Below are 21131 nucleotides of genomic sequence, written 5' to 3'. Positions count from 1 at the left end.
GTACCGGCACCCCCGCGGCCCTCCCGGGGTGCGATTCCGATAGTGTTCGACGCATCCGTGATCGTGTTGAGAGAGAGGCTCAGGCGTTGAGTCTGCAACTCCCCAAGCGGGTGGCCGCGCTGGCCGCCGTGGGCGGCAGTGTGCTGGTGCTGGGCGGCTGCTCGTCCCAGACCCGGGGCGAGTGGGAGCGGTTCGGGATGCCGGACCCCGCCTCCGCCCAGGGTGAGCGCATCCTCGGCCTGTGGCAGGGGGCCTGGATCGCGGCCCTGATCACCGGCGTCGTCGTCTGGGGGCTGATCTTCTGGGCCATCTGGCGGTTCCGCCGGCGCAGCGAGGACGAGATCCCGATCCAGACGCGCTACAACCTGCCGCTCGAGATCTTCTACACGATCGCCCCGATCATCATGGTGGTCGTGTTCTTCGCCAAGACCGTCGAGACCCAGAACTACGTCCTCGACCAGGACGCGCAGGGCGGCGTCGACAACACCATCGAGGTCACCGGCCAGCAGTGGTCCTGGACGTTCAACTACGGCCTCGGCGAGCAGGACCGCTCCGCCGACGACGACCTCAACGACGACGTCTTCCCCTACAAGTCCTACGTCTTCGAGGCCGGCACCGGCTCCTACATCCCGACCCTGTACCTCCCCGTCAACGAGACCACCCGCTTCAACCTGCACTCGCCGGACGTCATCCACGACTTCGGCATCCCCGGCTTCCTCATGAAGATGGACGTCATCCCGGGCCGCGTGAACAACTACGCCATCACGCCCACCAGGATCGGCACGTACGCCGGCAAGTGCTACGAGCTGTGCGGCGTCTACCACTCGCGGATGCTGTTCAACGTCAAGGTCGTCTCCCGCGAGGACTACGACGCCTACCTCCAGAAGCTGCAGGACGCCGGAGCGACCTCCGACCTGCCGCTGCTGGGCGGCAGCTTCGCCGACGACCAGGCCGGCCTGGGCAACCGGACCGAGAACACCGAGTCCGAGGAGGGCACGGAGTGACCGCGACAGCCGCAACCCCGACCGCCACCCCCGCGCGCCGGCCGCTCGGCCAGGAGGTCGCGCGGATCCTCACCACGACCGACCACAAGCTGATCGGCAAGCTGTACCTCGGCACGTCGTTCGCGTGGTTCCTCATCGGCGGCCTGATGGCCATGGTGATCCGCTCCGAGCTCGCCTACCCGGGCATGCAGATCGTGAACGACGAGCTGTACAACCAGCTCTTCACGATGCACGGCACGATCATGCTGCTGCTGTTCGCGACCCCGCTGTTCTTCGGCTTCGCCAACGTGATCATGCCGCTGCAGATCGGCTCGCCCGACGTCGCGTTCCCGCGGTTGAACATGTTCAGCTACTGGCTGTTCCTGTTCGGCGGCCTGATCGCCGCCTCAGGCTTCCTCACCCCGCAGGGTGCCGCCGACTTCGGCTGGTTCGCCTACACGCCGCTCTCCGACGCCGTCCGCTCGCCGGGCGTCGGCGGCGACCTCTGGATCATGGGCCTGTGGATGGCCGGCCTGGGCACCATCCTCGGCGCGGTCAACTTCATCACCACGATCATCTGCATGCGCGCGCCCGGCATGACGATGTTCCGGATGCCGATCTTCGTCTGGAACACGCTGGTCACCAGCCTGCTGGTGCTGATCGCGTTCCCGGTGCTCGCCGGTGCGCTGCTCATGCTCGAGGCCGACCGCCAGTTCGGCGCCCACGTCTTCGACACCGCCCACGGCGGCGCGATCCTGTGGCAGCACCTGTTCTGGTTCTTCGGGCACCCCGAGGTGTACATCATCGCGCTGCCGTTCTTCGGCATCGTGACCGAGATCCTGCCGGTCTTCAGCCGAAAACCGATCTTCGGCTACATCGGCCTGGTCGGCGCGACCCTCGGCATCGCGATCCTGTCCGTGGCCGTGTGGGCGCACCACATGTTCGTCACCGGTGCCGTGGACCTGCCGTTCTTCTCCGGCATGACGTTCCTGATCGCCGTACCGACGGGGGTGAAGTTCTTCAACTGGATCGGCACGATGTGGGGCGGGTCCATCTCGTTCGACACGCCGATGCTGTGGTCGATCGGCTTCCTCACGACGTTCCTCTTCGGCGGCCTGACCGGCATCATCCTGGCCAGCCCGCCACTGGACTTCCACGTGTCCGACTCCTACTTCGTGGTCGCGCACTTCCACTACGTCGTGTTCGGCACCGTGGTGTTCGCGATGTTCGCGGGCTTCTACTTCTGGTGGCCGAAGCTGACCGGCCGGATGCTCGACGAGCGGCTCGGCAAGCTGCATTTCTGGCTGCTGTTCGTCGGCTTCCACACCACCTTCCTGGTCCAGCACTGGCTGGGCGTGGAGGGCATGCCGCGCCGGTACGCCGACTACCTGCCCGGTGACGGCTTCACCACGCTGAACCAGGTGTCGACCATCGGCGCGTTCCTGCTCGGCGCCTCGACGCTGCCGTTCCTCTACAACGTCTACATCTCCCGCAAGGCGCCGCTGGTCAACACCGACGACCCCTGGGGCTGGGGCCGCTCGCTGGAGTGGGCGACCAGCTCCCCGCCGCCGCGGCACAACTTCGTCACGATCCCGCGGATCCGCTCGGAGTCGCCCGCGTTCGACCTGCACCACCCGGAGGTGGCCGCGATCGAGCTCGAGGAGAACGAGGCCGCCCGCATGGGCGCCCCGGCCGACGCGCCGGACATGGAGGGTCGCGAGGAGATGCTGCGCGACCGCGGTGAGACCCCGGAGGACAAGGCCTGATGAAGTCCGAGACCTGGATCTTCGCGATCTGCACGATCTTCTTCGCGCTGGTCAGTCCGGCGTACTGGTTCATCGCCGAGGACTGGACGGGCACGTCCGCCCTGGTGATGACCACGCTCCTCGCCGGCATGGTCACGCTGTACCTGGGCTTCCACGCCAAGAACATGGACCCCCGGCCCGAGGACCGCAAGGACGGCGAGATCGCCGACGGCGCGGGCGAGCTGGGCTTCTTCCCGCCGTACTCCTGGTGGCCGCTGTGGTGCGCGCTGACCCTCGGCATCTGCGTGTACGCCGTGGCGATGGGTGCCTGGTGGCTCTTCATCATCGGTATAGCGCTGGGCGCCCTGGCGCTGTCGGGCTGGATCTTCGAGTACTACCGCGGCGAGCACGCGCACTGATCGACTCGGGATCGTCCCCTCGGGGGATGCCGAGTCGGCGCTAGTTGCCCACGTGAGGGCCTCGAGTCGGCGCTAGTTGCCCAGGAGGCGGGCAAGACGCGCCGACTCGCGCCTCTCGGGCGGGCAAGACGCGCCGAGTCGCGCCTCTCGGGCGGGCAAGACGCGCCGAGTCGCGCCTCTCGGGCGGGCAAGACGCGCCGAGTCGCGCCCTGAGTCAGTGGCCGCGGAGGCTCTCGTCCTCGACGAGGTGGTGGCCGTCGAACTGGTGGCCGTCGGCGGCGTGGCCGTCCATCGACTCCTGGAGCTCGTGCTCGTGCTCGGCGTGGTGGTGGCCCTCCTCCAGCTCCGCGCGGGTCGGCTTCTGGACGTTGTCGGCGTAGTACAGCGTCCGCAGCCGGTTGCGTACGCCGGCCAGCCGGCCCGTGTGCGGAGCGGGTACGCCGTTGGCGTCGACCGGCGGGGCCACCTCGCCGTCCTCGACCGGGTCGCGGTCGCGGGCGGTGAGCGTGTAGGCGCGGGACTCGGGGAGCGGCAGGTGCTTCTCGGAGTAGCCGCCCTCGGGGGACCGCATGATGATGCCGGTCTCGTACCCGTGCAGCAGCGTCTCGTTGTCCTTGCGCTGCAGCGAGATGCACCAGCGACGGGTGATGAGGAACGCCAGCACCGGGCCGATGAACACCGCGACCCGGAGGAAGTAGGTGATCTGGTTGATCGAGAGATTCAGCTTGATCGCGATGATGTCGTTGCCGCCCGAGATCCAGAACAGGCCGTACATCGTGATCAGCGCCACCATGAGCGCGGTGCGGGTCGGCGCGTTGCGCGGGCGCTCCAGCAGGTGGTGCTCGCGCTTGTCGCCGGTGATCCAGGCGTCGATGAACGGCAGCAGCATCACGAGCAGGAAGACCGCGACCGGCAGGATCAGGATCGGCAGGATGATGTTCCAGGAGATCGTGACGCCCCAGATCTCGGTCTCGAGGCCGGGGAAGATGCGCAGCGCACCGTCCGGCCAGCCCATGTACCAGTCGGGCTGGGAGCCCGCGGTCACCTTGGACGGATCGTAGGGTCCGTACTTCCACACCGGGTTGATGGTGAACAGCGCGCCCATGAACGCGATGACGCCGAAGACGATGAAGAAGAAGCCACCGGCCTTGGCGGCGTACACCGGGAGCATCGGGTAGCCCACGACGTTCTTCTCGGTGCGGCCGGGACCGGGCCACTGGGTGTGCTTGTGGTAGACGAGCAGCAGCATGTGCGCCGCGATCAGCGCGAGCAGCAGGCCGGGGATCAGCAGCACGTGCACGGTGTACAGGCGCGGGATGATCGCCTCGCCCGGGAACTCGCCGCCGAACAGCAGGAACGACATGTAGGTGCCGACCAGCGGGGTCGCCTTGATGAAGCCGTCGGCGATCCGGATGCCGGTGCCCGACAGCAGGTCGTCGGGCAGCGAGTAGCCGGTGAAGCCCTCGATGGTGCCCAGGATCAGCAGCAGGCAGCCGACCACCCAGTTCAGCTCGCGCGGCTTGCGGAAGGCGCCGGTGAACCACACGCGCATGAGGTGGATCATCATCGAGCCGATGAACAGCATCGCGGCCCAGTGGTGCATCTGCCGCATGAGCAGGCCGCCGCGGACGTCGAAGGAGATCCGCAGGCTGGAGGCGTACGCCTCGGACATGGGGACGCCGCGCAGCAGGCTGTAGCTGCCCGTGTACTCGACCTCGCCCATGCTCGGCGTGAACCACAGGGTGAGGAACACGCCGGTCAGCAGCAGGACGACGAAGCTCCACAGCGCGATCTCGCCCAGCATGAACGACCAGTGGTCGGGGAAGACCTTGCGCAGGTTCTTCTTGCCCAGCGCCGCGAGGCCCAGGCGGTCGTCGGCCCAGGTGGCGACCGCGCCGGCCCGGTTCGGCTTCCTGGGGGTGGCCGGCGTGGTCGCGTTGGTGTTGGCGACCTTCGTGGTGTCCATGTCAGCCACGCTCCCAGTAGCTCGGTCCGACCGGTTCGGTGAAGTCGCTCTGCGCCACGAGGTAGCCCTCGGAGTCGACCTTCAGCGGCAGTTGCGGCAGCGGCCGCGCCGCCGGGCCGAAGACGACCCGCGCCGAGTCGGAGAGGTCGAACGTCGACTGGTGGCAGGGGCAGAGCATGTGGTGGGTGGTGCGCTCGTACAGCGAGATCGGGCAGCCGACGTGGGTGCAGATCTTGGAATAGCACACGATGCCGTCGACCGACCAGTTCTCCCGGCCCTTGCCGGGGGTGATGTTGCCCGGCTCCATCTTGACCAGCACGACCGCGCCCTTGGACTTGCCGACCTGGAGCGCCAGGCCGGTGAGCGGCGCGCCGTCCTCGCCGCCGTTGAACAGCCGCTCGGGCTCGGCGTTCACGAGGTCGCCGATCTCGAGGTCGCGGGGGCGGATCGGCGTGCCGATGACGTCGCGGACGACGCGCACGCCCTCCTCCCACAGGGTGCGCTCGAGGCCGGCACCCGGGTACGGCTGGGCCTTGGTGACCTTGGCGTTGGTGGGGCCGAGGTCCCACAGCGGCACGATCGCGGTGACCCCCACGAGTCCGACGGCGCCGAGCAGCGAGTTGCGCACCAGCGGACGGCGCCCGATGCCGGACTCCTCGAGGCCGGTGCCGAGCTCCGCCAGCGTGGCCGCGCGGTCCTCCTCCGAGGACGCGGCCGGATGGCGATACTCGACGATCTCGACGTCGGCCATCAGCTTGCGGGCCCACTGGATGATGCCGATGCCGATGAACAGCAGCGCGCCGGCCAGGGTCAGGCCGAGGCTGACGTTCTGCGCGCCGTACCCGGCGATGGTGTCGTCCTTCTCGACGGTGAAGTAGGCGACGACGAACAGCACGGTGCAGAGGGCGGACAGGCCGAAGAGGATCGCGACCTGGCGCTCGGCCCGCTTCTCCATGCGGGCGTCGACGTCGGTCGGCCGCCAGTGGTGCTCGGGGAGCCCGGGGTTGGCGTAGAGGTCGTCTCGCGCGGGGAGGTTCTCGTCGTGCGGCTCGTCGTGCCCGGAGCCGTTGGGCGGGGTGCTCACGCCGCCACCTTCTTCTTGCTGGACCGGGTGGTGTGGGCGGCGATCCAGACGGCGGCGCCGACCGAGAGCCCGATGCCGACCAGCCAGGCGACCATGCCCTCGGAGACCGGGCCGAGGCCGCCGAGGCCGAAGCCGCCGTACTCGGGCATCTCGTCGAGGGAGGTGAGGTAGGCGATCACGGCGCGCTTCTCCTCCGGCGAGAGGTTGCCGTTGCTGAAGTTCGGCATGTTCTGCGGGCCGGTCAGCAGGGCCTCGTAGATGTAGCGGGGCTCGACGCCGCGGATCTTCGGGGCGTAGCCGCCGTTCGGCATCGCGCCTCCGGACCCGTTGAAGTTGTGGCAGGCGGTGCAGTTGGTCAAGAAGATCTGGCCGCCGCGCGCAATCGCCGCCTGGCGCTCCTCCTCGGAGAGGCCGTCCAGGCTGTAGTCGCTCGCCTCGGGGACGGCCGGCCCGGGGCCGAACGAGGCGACGTACGCCGCCAGCGCGGCGATCTCCTCGTCGTTGAAGGTCGGCGGCTTGCTGGGCACCTGGGCGCCCGGCTGGGCCATCGGCATCCGGCCGGTGCCCACCTGGAAGTCGACCGCGGCCGCGCCGACGCCGACCAGGGAGGGGCCGAGGTTGCCGCCCGACACGGTGCGGACGCCCTCGCCGTTCTGGCCGTGGCAGGTCGCGCAGCTGACCAGGAAGAGCTCCCGGCCCTTGGCGATCTGCTCCTCGCTGGAGGCCGTCTCGCCGGCCTGGGCGGGTGCGAAGGCGGTGTAGAGGCCACCGGTCAGGAGCAGCCCGAGCAGGAGGACGACCAGGCCCGCGAGGGGGCCGCGGCGGTGCCGGGAGGGGCGACCTGCGGAGCGGTTCAGGAGGCGCACATCGGGTCCTAAGCGTTCAGTCGGGCTGCGGTCGGGGCTACTTGACGAGGTAGATGGTCGCGAACAGGCCGATCCACACCACGTCGACGAAGTGCCAGTAGTAGGAGACGACGATCGCGCTCACGGCCTGCTCGTGGGTGAACTTGCGCGCGGCGTACGTGCGGCCGAGGACGAACAGGAAGGCGATCAGACCGCCGGTCACGTGCAGACCGTGGAAGCCGGTGGTCAGGTAGAACATCGAGCCGTAGGCCGAGTCCTGCATCGTGACGCCCTCACGGACCAGGGCGGCGTACTCCGTCGCCTGGCCGGCGATGAACACCGCGCCCATGACGTAGGTGAGGATGAACCACTCGCGCAGGCCCCAGCCCCTGACGTTGAGCACCGAGCCGCTGCGGCCGACCTGGCCGCGCTCGGCGGCGAACACGCCGAGCTGGCAGGTGAGCGAGGAGAGCACCAGGATCGTGGTGTTCACCGTCGCGAACGGCACGTTCAGCAGGGCGGTGTTCTCGGCCCACAGCTGCGGGCTCACGGCGCGGATCGTGAAGTACGCCGCGAACAGCGCCGCGAAGAACATCAGCTCGCTGGAGAGCCAGATGATGGTCCCGACGCTGACCATGCTCGGTCGGTCGTGGTGCCCGTGCAGTCGGGAGGCCGGAATCGCGGAAGCAGTCGCCACGAGCGTCATTATGTCGTGGCTCGCAGGAGAGGGCACCCCGACCCCCTGTGTTTCGCGCTGCGTTTCGCGGTCCTCTCGTCGTGGCGAGGTCGACAGCGCACCTGACGGCGTGCCCGGGGCGCCCGGTAGCATCGCGGGCGTGAGCGACTCGACCACCCCGACCGGGCCCCTGAGGGTGCTCGTCTACAGCGACGACGTGAACACCCGGCAGCAGGTCATCCTGGCGCTCGGCCGGCGGCCGCACCCGGACCTGCCCGAGCTCGAGTACGTCGAGGTGGCGACCGAGCCGGTCGTGATCTCGAACCTGGACGCAGGCGGCATCGACCTGGCCATCCTCGACGGCGAGGCCGTCCCGGCCGGCGGCATGGGCATCGCCAAGCAGCTCAAGGACGAGATCTACCAGTGCCCGCCGGTGCTGGTGCTCACCGGACGGCCCCAGGACGCCTGGCTGGCGACCTGGTCGCGCGCCGAGGCCGCCGTCCCGCACCCGCTGGACCCGATCCAGCTCGCCGAGGCGGTCGTCTCGCTGCTCAAGTCGCGCGTCCCTGCCGCCACGTGACCGATCGTCGGCCGGACTGGCCCGAGGTGCTCTCCGCGCTGGTCGCGGGTCGGGACCTCAGCGCGGAGCAGACCGCCTGGGCGATGGGCGAGGTCCTCGCCGGCGAGGCGACGCCCGCCCAGATCGCCGGCTTCGCGGTCGCGCTGCGCGCCAAGGGAGAGACCGTCGACGAGGTCAGCGGCCTCGTGGAGTCGATGTACGCCGTGGCGACGCCGCTGTCGGTGCCCGGGCGGCTGCTCGACGTCGTCGGCACCGGCGGCGACCGGTCGATGTCGGTCAACATCTCCACGATGTCGGCGATCGTCGCGGCCGGCGCCGGCGCGCGCGTGGTCAAGCACGGCAACCGCTCGGCGTCCTCGCAGTCCGGCTCCGCCGACGTGCTCGAGAGGCTCGGCATCCGGCTCGACCTCCCGCCCGCCCGGGTGGCGCAGGTCGCCGAGGAGGCCGGCATCACCTTCTGCTTCGCCGCCGCCTTCCACCCGGCGATGCGGCACGCCGCCGTACCCCGGCGCGAGCTGGGGATCGGCACCACGTTCAACCTGCTCGGCCCGCTCACGAACCCCGCCCACGCCGCCGCGCAGGCGATCGGCTGCGCCGACGCCCGGATGGCGCCCGTGATGGCCGGCGTCTTCGCCCGGCGCGGCGTCGACGCGTGGGTGTTCCGCGGCGACGACGGCCTCGACGAGCTCACCACCACGACCACCTCGCGGCTGTGGCGGGTCCACACCGGCGAGGTCACCGAGGTGAGCGTCGACCCGGCCGCGCACGGCCTCCCGCAGGGCACCACCGAGGGGCTGCGGGGCGGCGACGCGGCCCACAACGCCGGCGTCGTACGCCGCCTGCTCGACGGCGAGCAGGGGCCGGTGCGCGACGCCGTCCTGCTCAACGCGGCCGCCGCGCTCGCGGTGCACGAGGCGCCGGGCGCCGACCCCGACGAGGCGCTGGCCGCCGGCCTGGTCCGCGCCCGCGACGCGATCGACTCCGGCGCGGCCCGGGCGACGCTGGACCGCTGGGTCGCGGCGTCGTCTGTGTGAGCGACTCCTCGGCGTGCGGTCGTCCAGCCTGGAGGCATGACTGAGCCGGCTGCCGCACGCCAGGTGCGGGTCGTGCCCGCTGCCGCGGGGGAGTTGCGCGTGCCTGCGGACGTGGCCGAGTTGTTGGGCGAGGACGCCCAGCTCGAGGTCGGGCCGGGACAGGTCGTGACCCTGCGGCCGGGCAAGCTCAGCAGCGCGGCGATGGCCGCGGGCACGAAGCCGCTCGACGACGCCTCCCGCCTGCGGCACACCCGCACGCCACTGACTGCTCAGGAGCGTGCGGCGCTCGACGAGTTCCTGGCAAGCTAGTCACTCTGCATGGTTTCAAGGGGATTGGCGAAGGCTTCGCGGCGGGCGGTGATCCACACGACGACCACGGCGAGTGCGCTGATGACCGTGGCAACTCCTGCGAGGCCGAGACCGAGGCTGCCAGGGCCGCTGACCAGCCCGCCTGCGTTGTCGTACACGGTGGCTGCGAGTAGGCCGATGCCGATTCCGACGATGAGAGCGACCGCTACGCCTGTTCCGAACGCGCGGGCGTGAATGAGTGCCGCCGTTCGCGACGGCGCTCCGAGAGCGACGAGCCGTGCCGAGTCCGCGCGCGTGCGTCGGTAGTTGTCGAGCGCCGTCAGAACGAGAAGAGCCATTGCGGTCAGGAGCCCGGCGATGGTGCAGACGATCAGAAGGCGCCTGGTGGGAGCGACCATGGGCTTGTAGGAGTCCGCACTCAGGTTGGTCACTTGAACCTGGGGCCCGGCCGCCGCGACTGCGGCAATGTAGCGGTCCACGTCGCGGGTCGTGGGACCGGGCCACGCGATGATGTCGTGCTGCCCGCGGGGCGTGTCGAAGGTGGCTGGATCGGCAGTCGCCAGAGTCGCGAAGCGCAGCATGGAGTTGGTGACGCCGGGAAGCACGACACGGTCGTCGCTTGCGGCGCCGCCTCGCGCGATCCGAAACACGTTATCCGGGGTGCACTGTCGACCGAACGAGTCGGTGAGCTGTGGATCGGTCATCGCGAGGACTCGCGCAAGTTGGTCGCATTCAGCCACGATCAAGGTCTTGCGGTCCTGGGTGACCTGCAGGACCCGAGTGGCGCCATCGACCTCGAGCGCTGATCGCAGTTGTCGGCCGGCGAGGCCTTGCAGACTGTAGCGGTCACCCTGCGGGTAGTTGGGAGAGATCGCCGCGAGGTCGGCGAGTGCACCGGCTCCGACCAGGCCGGAGATGCCGATGATCACGACGCCGAGGACGGAGGCGGCGATCGAGTCGCGGCGCCATGCCAGGCGCCGGGCCGCCACGAAGCCGGCGGCGGTCTGCCGACTGTCTCGGCGCCGCAGTCGCCGGCTGGTCATCTCGAGTATGAGCGGCAGTCCGGCAATCGCTCCGGCGACCGCGAGCAGCCCGCCGCCGAAGAAGTAGGCGATCGACCACGCGGGTGGCACTTGCGCACCGAGGAAGACGTCACTGATGACGATGCCCGCGAGGCCGGCGACCCCGGTAACAAGCGGTACGGCGGTCCATCGCCGAACAGGCCGAGGTCCGCCCGCGCGCGCGACCCATGGAGTACGGAGGTCCTGCCGAGTCATGCGCCAGGCGTCGCCGCCGACCGCAGTCGAAAGCGCGAGCCAGGCGACGGTGACCACGGGAAGGCTGACCAGCGTCTGAGGTGCGAACCAGGCCAGGCCCAGCGCTGTGGACTCGTGCATGATCGCCACTGTGACCGCGGACGCGATCGTGCCGAAGGCCGTGCCGATGCTTGCGGAGAGCGCTGCGTCGACGGTGGATGCCAGGGCGAGCGAGGATGCGGGCGCGCCCACGAGATGCAGGGCAGCGAGTGAGCGCTGACGCGAAAGCGCCGACATCCTGCCGGTAGCGCGGGCGAGAATCAGTGCTGGCAGTCCCATGAGGACGACGACCAGCGCGAGCAGTGGCCAGCGCGGGACCCCAGCGCGGCTGACCGCCACGACATCGGACCCCCACCCGGAGGCACCTCGCCAGTGCGGGCCCGAGTTGGCACCGGTGTAGACGAAGTACTGGTCGGGAGATTGAAGACCGTCGTCGGTGATCGTGCCGACGACGGTGCCGGGGACGCGAGCAGCAATCGTAGGATCGCGCTCCATCGCGTCCTGTACGGCGGGCGACACATACGTCTCGCCGTACGCGACGAAAGTCGGAACGCCGGGCGGGGACGGCAGACGATTACCGCCTGCGCCATCCATGAAGACGGTCGTCCACACGTCTCCGCGGTACGGGGTGTCAGTCTGCAGAACTCTGAAGAGGCTTGCGCCCGCGGCCGGTGCGGGCTGTTGCGCGCGTCCTCTCTCGATCCGGTCGTCATTGGCCTGCCAGAGAGTGGCGCCGAGAACCGCCACCCAGATCGCGACGGCGGCAGCCAGGATCCGGCGAGACCTCAGCGGACGGTTCTCGCGCTCCGGCTTGCTGAACCATCGCCAGCCCAGCGCGACGCCTACCCGGCGGTCATGTGAGTTCATGCCGCATTCCGTCACGCAACTGCACCGTCTCGTCGAGTCGGCTCGCAACATCGACATCATGCGTGACGACGATCAACGTCGAACCGGACTGACGGCTGACGTCGAGGAGTAGCGAGAGCACGACTTCACCGTTGTCGCGGTCCAGCGCGCCGGTCGGCTCGTCCGCGAAGATCACCGCCGGCCGGTGAACGACGGCACGGGCGATCGCCGCGCGCTGACGCTCCCCACCCGATACCTGCGAGGGAAGTTGGTCGGCCACATGCGCGATCTGCAGCCGACCCAGGATGGCCTCGATCGCGTCGTCCGGCTCGGGCTGACCAAGAAGGCGGGTGGGCAGGCCGATGTTCTCTGCAATGGTCAACTCGGGTAGGAGTTCAGCGAACTGGAAGACCATGCCGAAGTGCTGCAGACGAACACGGGCGCGGGCATCCTGGTCGAGTTCGCTCAGCGCGGTATCGCCGATCCGAACAAGCCCCTTGGCGGGTGTCAGGATGCCCGCGAGCAGTTGCAGCAGTGTGCTCTTGCCAGAGCCGCTCGGTCCCGCGATCGCGGTGTGTGATCCGGACACGAAGGTGAGATCGAGCGGCCCCAGCGCGGAGCGTGCGGCACCGAATGCGAACTCGACGCCGCACGCTTCGAGGTCGCCGCGGATCTGGCTCGAGGCAGTGATCGTTGAGCTAGAAGGGCGGCGGGCAAACATCAGGCGGGGTACTTCCAATCCGATTCGACGCAGATATTCGGGATGACGCCCGAACGGTGCCGACAGACCTGGATCTTGCCTTGACCCGGCGGGTCGGCACCCCACACCTTCTGCGCGATCGGCTTCGCCGGCGCATCGGCGCCGTCATGGTTCTCAGCCGATGCCCCGCCGCCCCAGTCATAGCCGTCAACCTTGCCCCGGGTGTACACCCAGTCACCGTCAGCCTTGAGGTCCTTCAGGTTGCCGTAGTAGTTGAAGCCGGGGAACTGAGGTCCGTTGGGCCACCTGTCGAACTGCCAGCTGCCGGCGCGTAGCTCTGCTGAGCTGTCGCTGTTGGTGAGTGGTCGAGCGAAGTTCCCGGAGTTTCCTCCTGACGCCACGGCCGGGGCGGCGAACGCAAGCACCGCGAGGACCAGCATCGCTATTTTTTAGCCGTCTTCATTGAGCTCTCCGTTCTGAGCTCCTGCGACACCCGATATGTCACAGGTGACTAAACGCTGAATCGGGCGATCGAACCTGTCAAGGCCAGGGGCCACGGATTCTCCACGCACCGCGGTTGTCGGGGGGACGCACGGACGCGGACTGCTGGTGTCGCGGCCCGGGCGACGCTGGACCGCTGGGTCGCGGCGTCCGCCTAACGACGCGACCAGCAATCGGGCCCGACTCGACGGGCAACGAGGCCCAACTCGACGGGCAACGAGGCCCAACTCGACGGGGAACGAGGCCCTCAGTCGAGCCCGAGGGAGAACGCCGACTCGAGGTCGTGGCGGGAGTAGGCGCGGAACGCGATGTGGGTCTCGGTCGCGGTCACGCCCGGGACCTTGTTGAGCCGGTCGGCCACCACGGCGGCGACGTCGTCGTGGTCGCGGACCCGGACCAGCGCGATCAGGTCGATCTGGCCGGTCACGGAGTAGACCTCGCTGACGCCCTCGAGGGCGGCGATGCCCTCGGCGACCTCGGGGATCCGGGCGACGTCGGCCTTGACGAACACGATGGCGGTGATCACGGGCCGACCCTATCGCTGAACGGGACCAGGGACTTCCGCGACTGGTCGACCGCGTCGTGGACGGCGAGGTGGCGGGTGGCGCCGGCGACCGGGCAGGTCCACTCGCCGTCGACGTCGACCAGGCGGACGCCGGGGGACTCCAGCCAGCGCAGCACCTTCTCGGTCTCCTCGGCGGTGGCCGCCGGCGTCGGGCCGGGCGCGGGGGCGACGGTCTCGGCGGAGAGCCGCAGCGTGGCGACGTAGTCGCGGGCGTCGGCGCCGGGCGGGATCACGCCGGCCGCGGCGAGCCGGCCGAAGCGGACGACGTGCACCGCCCAGCGGTGGTCGTCCTCGCGCCGCGCGGCGACCACCTCGGGGCAGCGGGTGAGCGCGGACAGGCGCTGGGTGCGGGCCGCGGCGCGCACGAACGCGGCCAGCCGGTCGCGGTGGACGCCGGCCTCCTCGAACCGCTCGTCGGCGGCGAGCGAGGCCATCCGGTCGTTGATCGCGTCGACCACCTCGTCGGGGCGGCGCAGCAGCGAGTCGCGCAGCCGGCGCACCACGGCGGCGTACGTCGGGTCGTCGACGCTGCCGTCGCACGGCGACAGGCACCGGCCCATCTCGGCGAGGACGCAGGCGGACCGCGAGGGCGCCCGGGGCAGCCGCCCCGAGCACTGCCGGACGGGGAAGGTGTCGTGGAGGGCGGCCAGGCACTTCTCGGCCGTCCTCCTCGAGGAGAACGGGCCGAGGTAGTCGGCGTCGTCGTCGAGCACCCGGCGCACCAGCGACAGCCGCGGCCACGGCTCCCGGGTGAGCTTGACGAAGTGGACCCGCTCGGGGAACCGGGAGCGGCGGTTGTAGCGCGGCTCGTGCTCGGCGATCAGCCGCAGCTCGCGGACCTCGGCCTCCAGCGCGGTCGCGCACTCGATGCCGTCGACGCAGGCGGCGATGCCGACCATCTCGCCCATCCGGGAGCGGGTCTCGGAGGCGGTGAAGTAGGAGCGCACCCGGGTGCGCAGGTCGCGGGAGGTGCCGACGTAGAGGACGCGGGCGCGGTCGTCGCGGAAGAGGTAGACGCCCGGCGCGTGGGGGAGCCCCTCGGCGAGGTGGCGCTTCCGGCGCTGCGCGGTGGTGACCCGCGAGGAGAACGTCTGCAGCTCCTCGAGCGTGTGCACGCCGAGCCCGCCGAGGCGCTCCAGCATCGCGTGCAGGACGTGGACCGTGGCGCGGGCGTCCTCGAGCGCACGGTGGTTGGGCGTGACGGGGGAGCCGAACGCCCTGGCCAGCGAGGAGAGCTTGCAGTTGGGCGCGTCGTCGCGGGTGACCACCCGGCGGGCGAGCCTCGCGGTGTCGAGCACCTCGAACCGCGGCCACGGCCGGCCCTGCCGCTCGGCGAAGTGCCTGAGGAAGCCGACGTCGAACGGCGCGTTGTGGGCGACCAGCACGCTGCCGGTCGCGAACTCGAGGAACGACGGGAGCGCCGACTCGATCGGGGGCGCGGTCGCGACCATCGAGTTGGTGATGCCGGTGAGCACGGCGATGAACGCGGGGATCTCGGTGTGCGGGTTGACCAGCGTCTGGAACTCCCCGAGCACCTCGCCGCCGCGCACCTTCACCGCGCCGATCTCGGTGATCATCGCGCCGCCCTCGGCCGAGCCGCCGGTGGTCTCCAGGTCGACGACGCAGAAGGTGAGGTCGCGCAGCGGGCGGCCCAACTCGTCGAAGCTGCGCTGTGACTCCCACCGGGACTCCCACCGGGACTCCCACCGGGAGGTCGCACCCTGGACGCTGCTCATGCGCGTACTCGCTTCGCTCCGTGCGCGCATGAGGCACAAGACGCGCTGCACCGAATGATTCGCTCGCTGCGCTCGCTCATGCGACCGACGCTAGATCGCCCCACCGACATCGCCCGGGACGACGCGCGGACTACGCTCGGCTCACCGGAGAGGCCCGTGGGAGAGGGCCCGCGGGAGAGGAGGCCGGATGGCGAGCACGCCCACCCTGGCCGAGCTCCCCGAGCCGGTCCGCACGCGCATCGTCGCGCTCACGGCCGACGTGCTGCCCGACGTACCCAAGCTCCCTCCGGCGGTACGGCGAGTGGCGGACTTCGCCCCCGCACGCCGGGCGCGGCTCGGGGCGAGCGCCATCGTCGAGGCGCTGTCCGACGAGGAGCTGCGCGAGCGCGTCGGCACCCAGGTCGCGGCCCGGGCGGCGCCCGACCCGCCCGACCCGAGCGACCCGGCCGCCGACGCCGCGCTGCGCTGGCTGACCCGGCCCGAGGGCTGGGAGGCGGGGTTCGCCGACGCCGTCCGCCGGGTCGAGGAGCGGCCGACGGCCGGCGGCCGCGCCGAGCGCGAGACCGAGCGGCTGCGGTCGCGGCTGACCGACGCCGAGCGGGCGGTCCGCGAGCTGCGCGCCGCCCACAAGGCCCAGCTCGACGAGGTCAAGGCCGACAACGCCGCGCTGCGGCGCAGGCTCGGGGACACCCGGACCGCGGAGAAGCAGGCCAAGGCGGCCGCCGAGGCATCATCCGCCGCCGAGCGCGCGGCCGGCGAGCGCGCCACGGGGCTGGAGCGGGAGAACAAGCGGCTGCGCGGCCGGGTCGAGCGGCTCGAGGAGGAGGCCCGCGAGGGTCGCCGCGGCGCCCGGACCGAGCGCGACGAGGCCACGCTGCGGGCGCGGATCCTGCTGGAGACCGTGATCGACGCGGCCGGCGGCCTGCGCCGCGAGCTCGCGCTGCCGCAGGTGAGCGGGGCGCCCGGCGACCGGGTCGAGGCCGACGTCGCCGGCGCCGGTCAGCGGGTGCCGAGCCAGGCGGCGCTGGAGCAGTACCTCGCGATGCCGCGCGCCCGGCTCATCGTCGACGGCTACAACGTCAGCAAGGCCGCCTGGCCGGCCTCCCCGCTGGAGGCGCAGCGGACCCGGCTGACGGGCTCGCTGGCCCCGCTGGTCGCCCGCACCGGCGCGGAGACGACGGTCGTCTTCGACGCCGCCGACACCGACCACCGGCCGCCGGTGAACGCCCCACGCGGCGTGCGGGTGCTCTTCAGCCCCCGCGGCGTGATCGCCGACGACGTGATCCGCGACCTGGTCGCGGCCGAGCCCGAGGGACGCGTGGTCGTGGTGGTCACCGGCGACCGGGCGGTCGCCGGCGACGTGACCCGCGACGGCGCCCGCGTCGTGGCCCCCGAGGCGCTCCTCGACCTCCTCTCGCGTTAGGCAACACGCCACGCGAGGCACCCGGGCCGTTCACCCGCCGTGGACACGCTGAGGGCCATGCTCTGGGTCGTCATCCCCGCCCTCGACGAGGCCGAGAACCTCCGGGTGCTGCTGCCCCGCGTCCTGTCCGAGGTGGCCGTCTTCGACCCGATGGGGCGGGTGCTCGTGGTGGACGACGGCTCCACGGACGGCACCGGCAAGGTCGTGGTCGAGCTGATGGCGGCGTACGAGGCGCTCGAGCTCGAGACGCTGCGCCACAACCTCGGCAAGGCGCCGGCGCTGCAGCGCGGGTTCGGCCGCGCGCTGGACGGCGGCGCGAGCACCATCGTGATGATGGACGCCGACGGGCAGGACGACCCCGCCGAGCTCGGCCGGCTGCTCGCGCGGATCGAGGACGGCGCCGACCTGGTGACCGGGGCGCGGCTGGTGCGCAACGACCGGTTCGTGAAGCGCTCGACCTCGCGGGTCTACAACCGCGCCACCGGCCTGCTCTCCGGCGCGCCGGGCCGGGACTTCAACTCCGGCTACAAGGCGATGCGCGCCGCCGTCGCCGAGGACGTCTCGCCGATGCTGTACGGCGAGATGCACCGCTATCTGACCGTGATCGCGCACGGCATGGGCCACCGCGTCGCCGAGGTGCCGGTGCAGCACCACGCCCGGATGAGCGGCTCCAGCAAGTACGGGCTGGCGCGGTTCTGGCGCGGCTTCTCCGACCTGCTGACCGTGCGGTTCCTGCTGTCCTACGAGAACCGGCCCTCGCACCTGTTCGGCGCGGTCGGCATGGCGTCGTTCGTGCTCGGCCTGCTCACGCTCGGCTACCTCACCGTCGCGAAGGCGGCCGGCCAGCCGATCGGCGACCGGCCGCTGCTGCTGGCCGGGGTGCTGATGGTGCTGGTCGGCCTGCAGCTCACGCTGTTCGGCCTGCTCGCCGAGATGGTCGTGCACGCCCGCAACCGCGGCCTGGGCCGGCGCACGTGACCCGAGCGCCCCGACCGCACCGCGCGCTGCTGGCGGTGGCGGCCCTCGTCCTCGCGGCCGCGCTGGTCATGCTGTTCGCCGGCGGCTGGCGCACCGGGGTGTCGTGGGACGAGCCGTACCACGTGCTGCGGATGCGCAACTACCTCGGCTCGTCGGGGTGGTACCTCCTCGACCAGGACCTCCTCGGCGACGCGCCCGCGCCGTCGGAGGCGCAGGCGTACGTCTACGCCCCGGTCACGATGGTGCTGCTGCAGGCGTGGTCCGGGCTGTGGGGGATCGACCCCTGGGGGGTGGTGTCGACCACCGCGCAGGCGTACGCCGTCCGGCACCTCGGCCTCGCGGTCATCTCGCTCGCCGCGCTGGCGGGCGTGGCCGCGCTGGCCCGGCTGGCGCTGCGCCGCTGGTCCTGGGGCCTGGTCGCCGCGGCCGCCCTGGCCGCGATGCCGGCGTGGACGGGGCACGCGATGTTCAACCTCAAGGACGTCCCGGTCGCGGTCGGCTACACCCTGGTGACGCTCGGCCTCGCGGTGCTGGCGACCACCGAGCGCCGGCGGCTGCTGGCGGCGGGCTCGGCGACCGCGGCGGCCGGGGTGCTGCTCGCGGCCGGCACCCGCCCGGGCATCTGGCCCGGCCTCGCGCTGGCGCTCGCCGCGGCCGTCGTCCTGATGACGCGCACCGACGTCGTGGCCCGCCTGCTCGCGATGGTCGCGGCGGTGGTCGTCGGGGTCGGGGCGCTGGCGCTGGTCTACCCGGCGCTGTTCGGGTCGCCGTTCGACGCGCTCACCGGCTCCGTGCTCGAGTCGTCGAGGTTCGGCGGGGGCAGCGTCGGCCGGGGCTACGTGCCCGCCTACCTGGTGGCCGAGGTCCCCACCCTCCTGCTGCTGCTCGGCGGCCTGGGTGCGGTCGTCGCCGTACGCCGCCTGCGCGAGCAGCCGGTGCTCGCGCTGGTGCTGCTCCAGGCGTTCGCCCTGCCGCTGCTGGCGATCGCGCGCGGGTCGAACCTCTACAACGGCCTGCGGCAACTACTGTTCGCCTACCCGGCGCTCGCGGTGCTCGCCACGATCGGCATCGCCGCGCTCGCGACCCGGCGGTGGCTCTGGCCGGCCGGCGCGGTCGCGCTGGTGGCGCCGATGGTCGTGCAGGTGCAGCTCTTCCCCTACAACTACGCCTACGCCAGCCTCCCGGCGGCGATCCTCGCGCCGAGCGTGGGGGAGCGGCGGCCGGAGTACCAGCTGCCCACCGACTACTGGCGCACCAGCGTCCGCGAGCTCGCGCCCGAGGTGCCCGAGGGCGGGTTCGTGCTCTGCCAGCCGTACCTCGTCGACGGCGCGTTCGTGCGCCGGGGCAACGACGGCGGCAACGACTGCAGCACCGACGTGATCGGGCCGCTCGCGCCGTACGACTCCCGGCGCAGCGGCACCTGGGACGCCGCGCCGACGCAGTGGCTCGCGATCGTCAGCGGCGGGGACCGGATCGGCGACAACTGCACACGGCTGGCCGACGTCACCCGGCCGATGTACTGGCGCACGATGACGATGTCCTACGTCGCGCGGTGCGAGGGTGCGTCGTGAGGCGCCTCTACGTCGCGGCCCTGCGGGCGGTCCGGTCGCTGCTCGGGGCGACCGGGCTGCTCGGTCTCCTCGACCGCGCGGCCGCCCGCCGGCGCGGGGCGCTGTGGGTGCGGTCCTGGCTCGCCATCCACGACCTCGACGACATGCTGCGGCTGGACGTGCCGTGGTGGACCTTCGCGGCCGCCGACGAGGTCGACGCGTTCCTCCGCGACCGGCCGGACGCGCGCGTGCTCGAGTGGGGCTCGGGCGCCTCGACCGTCTGGCTCTCGCGGCGCGCCGGCGCCGTCGTGAGCGTCGAGCACGACCCGCGCTGGGCCGCCCGCACGGCCCGCGCGCTCGCCGCCCGCGCCGCCGACAACGTCGAGCTGCGAGTGGTCGAGCCGACCCGGCTGATGTCGCCGGGCGGCGTACCGTCGGCGAAGCCGGGGTTCGCGGGCCTCGACTTCGAGCGGTACGCCGACGCGGTCGACGCCGTCCCCGGCGACCTCGACCTCGTGGTGATCGACGGCCGCGCGCGCGAGGCCTGTCTGGTGCGCGCGATCGACCGGCTGGCCGACGGCGGGCTGATCGTCTTCGACAACGTCGACCGGGAGCGCTACCGCGACGCGATCGGGGCGCTCGGGAACCGCCTCACGGTGGAGTGGACCCGCGGGATCACGCCGGCGCTGCCCTACCCGACCCGCACGGCACTGATCAGGCTGCACCGGGCGGCGTCGTGAGGCGGCGGCTCGACGTCCTGCGCTGGGCGTTCCTGGCGCTGGTGCTGGGCTTCGCCTGGTGGGGGCTGCGCGACCAGGGCGACGAGCTGCTCGCCGTCGTGCGTGACACCTCGCCGCTCGGCCTGGCGGTGGCCGCGGCGCTGGTGATCGCCGGGCTGCTCGTGACCAGCGTGGCCTGGCTGCGGCTGCTCGCCGGCTACGGCCACCGGATGCCGCCGGGGGAGGGCCGCGCGGTCTTCTTCGTCGGCCAGCTCGGCAAGTACATCCCCGGGTCGGTCTGGTCGATGGGCGCCCACGCAGAGCTCGCGCGCGGCTTCGACGTGCCGATGCGGGCGACCGTCGGCACCTCGCTGATGTTCCTGTGGCTCAACCTCGCGACGTCCGGGCTGGTCGCCGGGTCGTTCGCGCTCAGCGGCGCCTGGGATCCGCCCGTGCCGACCTGGCTGGTCGTGGCCGGGCTCGCCGGCTGCGCGGCGGGGCTGACGCCCGCGGCGGTGAACCGGGTCGGGCGGCTCCGGCTGTCGTGGGCCGGCGTCGGCGTCCTCGTCGTGCTCATGGCGGTCACCTGGGCCTGCTACGCCGGCGCGGTGCTCGCGATCGCCCCCGAGCCGTCCGTGGCGCTCTTCCCGGTCGCGGCCGGAGCCTTCACGACGGCGTACGCCGTGGGCGTGCTCGTCGTCCTCGCGCCGGCCGGCGTCGGCGCCCGCGAGGTCACCCTGATCGCGCTGCTCGCGCCGGTGACCGGCGTGACGACCGCGACCGCGCTGGCGCTGCTGACCCGGGCGCTGCACACCGGCGGCGACCTGCTGCTGGCGCTCGGCGCCTGGGTGGTCGCCCGGGCGACACGCCGCGGGAGCGCGCTGCCGCAGCCGACTGTCGGTGGTCGCTGGGAGCGTTCCTGACATGACGACGAGAATCGACTGCGACACCTGCACGGTGCGGGGTCTCCACTGCCACGACTGCGTGGTGACGGTGCTGCTGGGCCCGCCTCCCGAGCTCAGCCTCGACGACGAGGGCGCCCGCGCGCTCGGCGTCCTCGCCGCGGGCGGCCTGGTGCCGCCGCTGCGGCTGGTCCGGCCCGTCGACGGGCCGCACGTCGAGTCGGCCTGACCCGTCCAACGTAAATTCCGGCCGG

General features: G+C 71.6%; 21 protein-coding genes. 12 read left to right on the top strand and 9 right to left on the bottom strand.

All coding sequences use genetic code 11. From position 1 onward, the window contains the following. Positions 1–86 precede the first annotated feature (86 nt). Genes ctaC through ACYVKX_RS03665 form a run of 3 tightly spaced genes read left to right on the top strand, consistent with a single transcriptional unit; the run spans position 87 to position 3147 of the window. Entirely contained in the window at positions 87–1004 is a 918-nt protein-coding gene (gene ctaC, locus ACYVKX_RS03675; protein ID WP_460829223.1) for an aa3-type cytochrome oxidase subunit II, read from the top strand. Beyond that, positions 1001–2749, top strand: a complete 1749-nt coding sequence (ctaD, locus tag ACYVKX_RS03670; protein WP_460829222.1) for an aa3-type cytochrome oxidase subunit I — start codon at positions 1001–1003, stop codon at positions 2747–2749. Before ctaC ends, ctaD begins: the two co-directional genes overlap by 4 nt. Then, positions 2749–3147: a cytochrome c oxidase subunit 4 gene (locus ACYVKX_RS03665; protein WP_460829221.1), complete on the top strand. Its 399-nt coding sequence runs from the start codon at positions 2749–2751 to the stop codon at positions 3145–3147. Before ctaD ends, ACYVKX_RS03665 begins: the two co-directional genes overlap by 1 nt. Positions 3148–3361: 214 nt before the next feature. Here ACYVKX_RS03665 and qcrB read toward each other — a convergent pair whose 3' ends face one another. Genes qcrB through ctaE form a run of 4 tightly spaced genes read right to left on the bottom strand, consistent with a single transcriptional unit; the run spans position 3362 to position 7748 of the window. After that, on the bottom strand, positions 3362–5113 hold the full coding sequence (gene qcrB, locus ACYVKX_RS03660; protein WP_460829220.1) for a cytochrome bc1 complex cytochrome b subunit: 1752 nt from the start codon (positions 5111–5113) through the stop codon (positions 3362–3364). A 1-nt stretch (position 5114) separates the two neighbouring features. Beyond that, entirely contained in the window at positions 5115–6197 is a 1083-nt protein-coding gene (qcrA, locus tag ACYVKX_RS03655; protein ID WP_460829218.1) for a cytochrome bc1 complex Rieske iron-sulfur subunit, read from the bottom strand. Beyond that, positions 6194–7063 carry a cytochrome bc1 complex diheme cytochrome c subunit gene (gene qcrC / locus ACYVKX_RS03650; RefSeq protein ID WP_460829217.1) on the bottom strand — a complete coding sequence of 290 codons (870 nt, stop codon included), beginning with the start codon at positions 7061–7063 and terminating at the stop codon, positions 6194–6196. The genes qcrA and qcrC overlap by 4 nt, the downstream gene beginning before the upstream one ends. Positions 7064–7100: 37 nt before the next feature. After that, positions 7101–7748: an aa3-type cytochrome oxidase subunit III gene (gene ctaE, locus ACYVKX_RS03645; protein ID WP_460829215.1), complete on the bottom strand. Its 648-nt coding sequence runs from the start codon at positions 7746–7748 to the stop codon at positions 7101–7103. A gap of 130 nt (positions 7749–7878) precedes the next feature. Between ctaE and ACYVKX_RS03640 the strand changes: the two genes are divergently transcribed. From ACYVKX_RS03640 to ACYVKX_RS03630, 3 genes are read left to right on the top strand one after another with little or no spacing between them, the layout of a single operon-like run. Next, entirely contained in the window at positions 7879–8298 is a 420-nt protein-coding gene (locus ACYVKX_RS03640; protein WP_460829214.1) for an Rv3143 family two-component system response regulator, read from the top strand. Further along, a complete protein-coding gene (gene trpD / locus ACYVKX_RS03635; protein ID WP_460829213.1) occupies positions 8295–9332 on the top strand; it encodes an anthranilate phosphoribosyltransferase in 1038 nt (345 codons plus the stop codon). Before ACYVKX_RS03640 ends, trpD begins: the two co-directional genes overlap by 4 nt. A 36-nt stretch (positions 9333–9368) precedes the next feature. Beyond that, positions 9369–9641: a hypothetical protein gene (locus ACYVKX_RS03630; RefSeq protein WP_460829212.1), complete on the top strand. Its 273-nt coding sequence runs from the start codon at positions 9369–9371 to the stop codon at positions 9639–9641. Here ACYVKX_RS03630 and ACYVKX_RS03625 read toward each other — a convergent pair. The 5 genes from ACYVKX_RS03625 to ACYVKX_RS03605 all read right to left on the bottom strand — a co-directional run bounded on the left by ACYVKX_RS03625 (position 9638) and on the right by ACYVKX_RS03605 (position 15305). Continuing rightward, positions 9638–11824, bottom strand: a complete 2187-nt coding sequence (locus ACYVKX_RS03625; RefSeq protein WP_460829211.1) for a cell division FtsX domain-containing protein — start codon at positions 11822–11824, stop codon at positions 9638–9640. The two genes, ACYVKX_RS03630 and ACYVKX_RS03625, sit on opposite strands and share 4 nt — an antisense overlap. Then, positions 11811–12524, bottom strand: a complete 714-nt coding sequence (locus ACYVKX_RS03620) for an ABC transporter ATP-binding protein (RefSeq protein ID WP_460829210.1) — start codon at positions 12522–12524, stop codon at positions 11811–11813. The genes ACYVKX_RS03625 and ACYVKX_RS03620 overlap by 14 nt, the downstream gene beginning before the upstream one ends. Beyond that, on the bottom strand, positions 12524–12943 hold the full coding sequence (locus tag ACYVKX_RS03615; RefSeq protein WP_460829209.1) for a hypothetical protein: 420 nt from the start codon (positions 12941–12943) through the stop codon (positions 12524–12526). Before ACYVKX_RS03615 ends, ACYVKX_RS03620 begins: the two co-directional genes overlap by 1 nt. 308 nt (positions 12944–13251) lie before the next feature. Continuing rightward, positions 13252–13530, bottom strand: coding sequence for an Lrp/AsnC family transcriptional regulator (locus ACYVKX_RS03610; RefSeq protein ID WP_460829207.1), 279 nt, complete (start codon positions 13528–13530; stop codon positions 13252–13254). Further along, positions 13527–15305, bottom strand: a complete 1779-nt coding sequence (locus ACYVKX_RS03605) for a DEDD exonuclease domain-containing protein (RefSeq protein ID WP_460829206.1) — start codon at positions 15303–15305, stop codon at positions 13527–13529. Before ACYVKX_RS03605 ends, ACYVKX_RS03610 begins: the two co-directional genes overlap by 4 nt. Before the next feature lie 187 nt (positions 15306–15492). Between ACYVKX_RS03605 and ACYVKX_RS03600 the strand changes: the two genes are divergently transcribed. The 6 genes from ACYVKX_RS03600 to ACYVKX_RS03575 are packed head-to-tail and all read left to right on the top strand — an operon-like array spanning position 15493 to position 21106. Then, positions 15493–16728 (top strand): NYN domain-containing protein, encoded by a 1236-nt coding sequence (locus tag ACYVKX_RS03600; protein WP_460829205.1) that lies wholly within the window; start codon positions 15493–15495, stop codon positions 16726–16728. A gap of 57 nt (positions 16729–16785) precedes the next feature. Next, the gene (locus ACYVKX_RS03595; protein WP_460829203.1) at positions 16786–17706 is read left to right on the top strand and encodes a glycosyltransferase family 2 protein; all 921 of its coding nucleotides are present in this window, start codon (positions 16786–16788) and stop codon (positions 17704–17706) included. Further along, positions 17703–19277, top strand: a complete 1575-nt coding sequence (locus tag ACYVKX_RS03590) for a hypothetical protein (protein WP_460829202.1) — start codon at positions 17703–17705, stop codon at positions 19275–19277. The genes ACYVKX_RS03595 and ACYVKX_RS03590 overlap by 4 nt, the downstream gene beginning before the upstream one ends. Beyond that, positions 19274–19996, top strand: a complete 723-nt coding sequence (locus ACYVKX_RS03585; protein ID WP_460829201.1) for a class I SAM-dependent methyltransferase — start codon at positions 19274–19276, stop codon at positions 19994–19996. The genes ACYVKX_RS03590 and ACYVKX_RS03585 overlap by 4 nt, the downstream gene beginning before the upstream one ends. After that, positions 19993–20898 (top strand): hypothetical protein, encoded by a 906-nt coding sequence (locus ACYVKX_RS03580; protein WP_460829200.1) that lies wholly within the window; start codon positions 19993–19995, stop codon positions 20896–20898. Before ACYVKX_RS03585 ends, ACYVKX_RS03580 begins: the two co-directional genes overlap by 4 nt. 1 nt (position 20899) lies before the next feature. Then, positions 20900–21106 carry a hypothetical protein gene (locus ACYVKX_RS03575; RefSeq protein ID WP_460829199.1) on the top strand — a complete coding sequence of 69 codons (207 nt, stop codon included), beginning with the start codon at positions 20900–20902 and terminating at the stop codon, positions 21104–21106. Positions 21107–21131: the final 25 nt, after the last annotated feature.

It is taken from the genome of Nocardioides hungaricus, assembly GCF_054782915.1.
The sequence above is the reverse complement of the archived record's forward strand: the minus strand, read 5'-3'. Positions and strand labels throughout refer to the sequence as shown.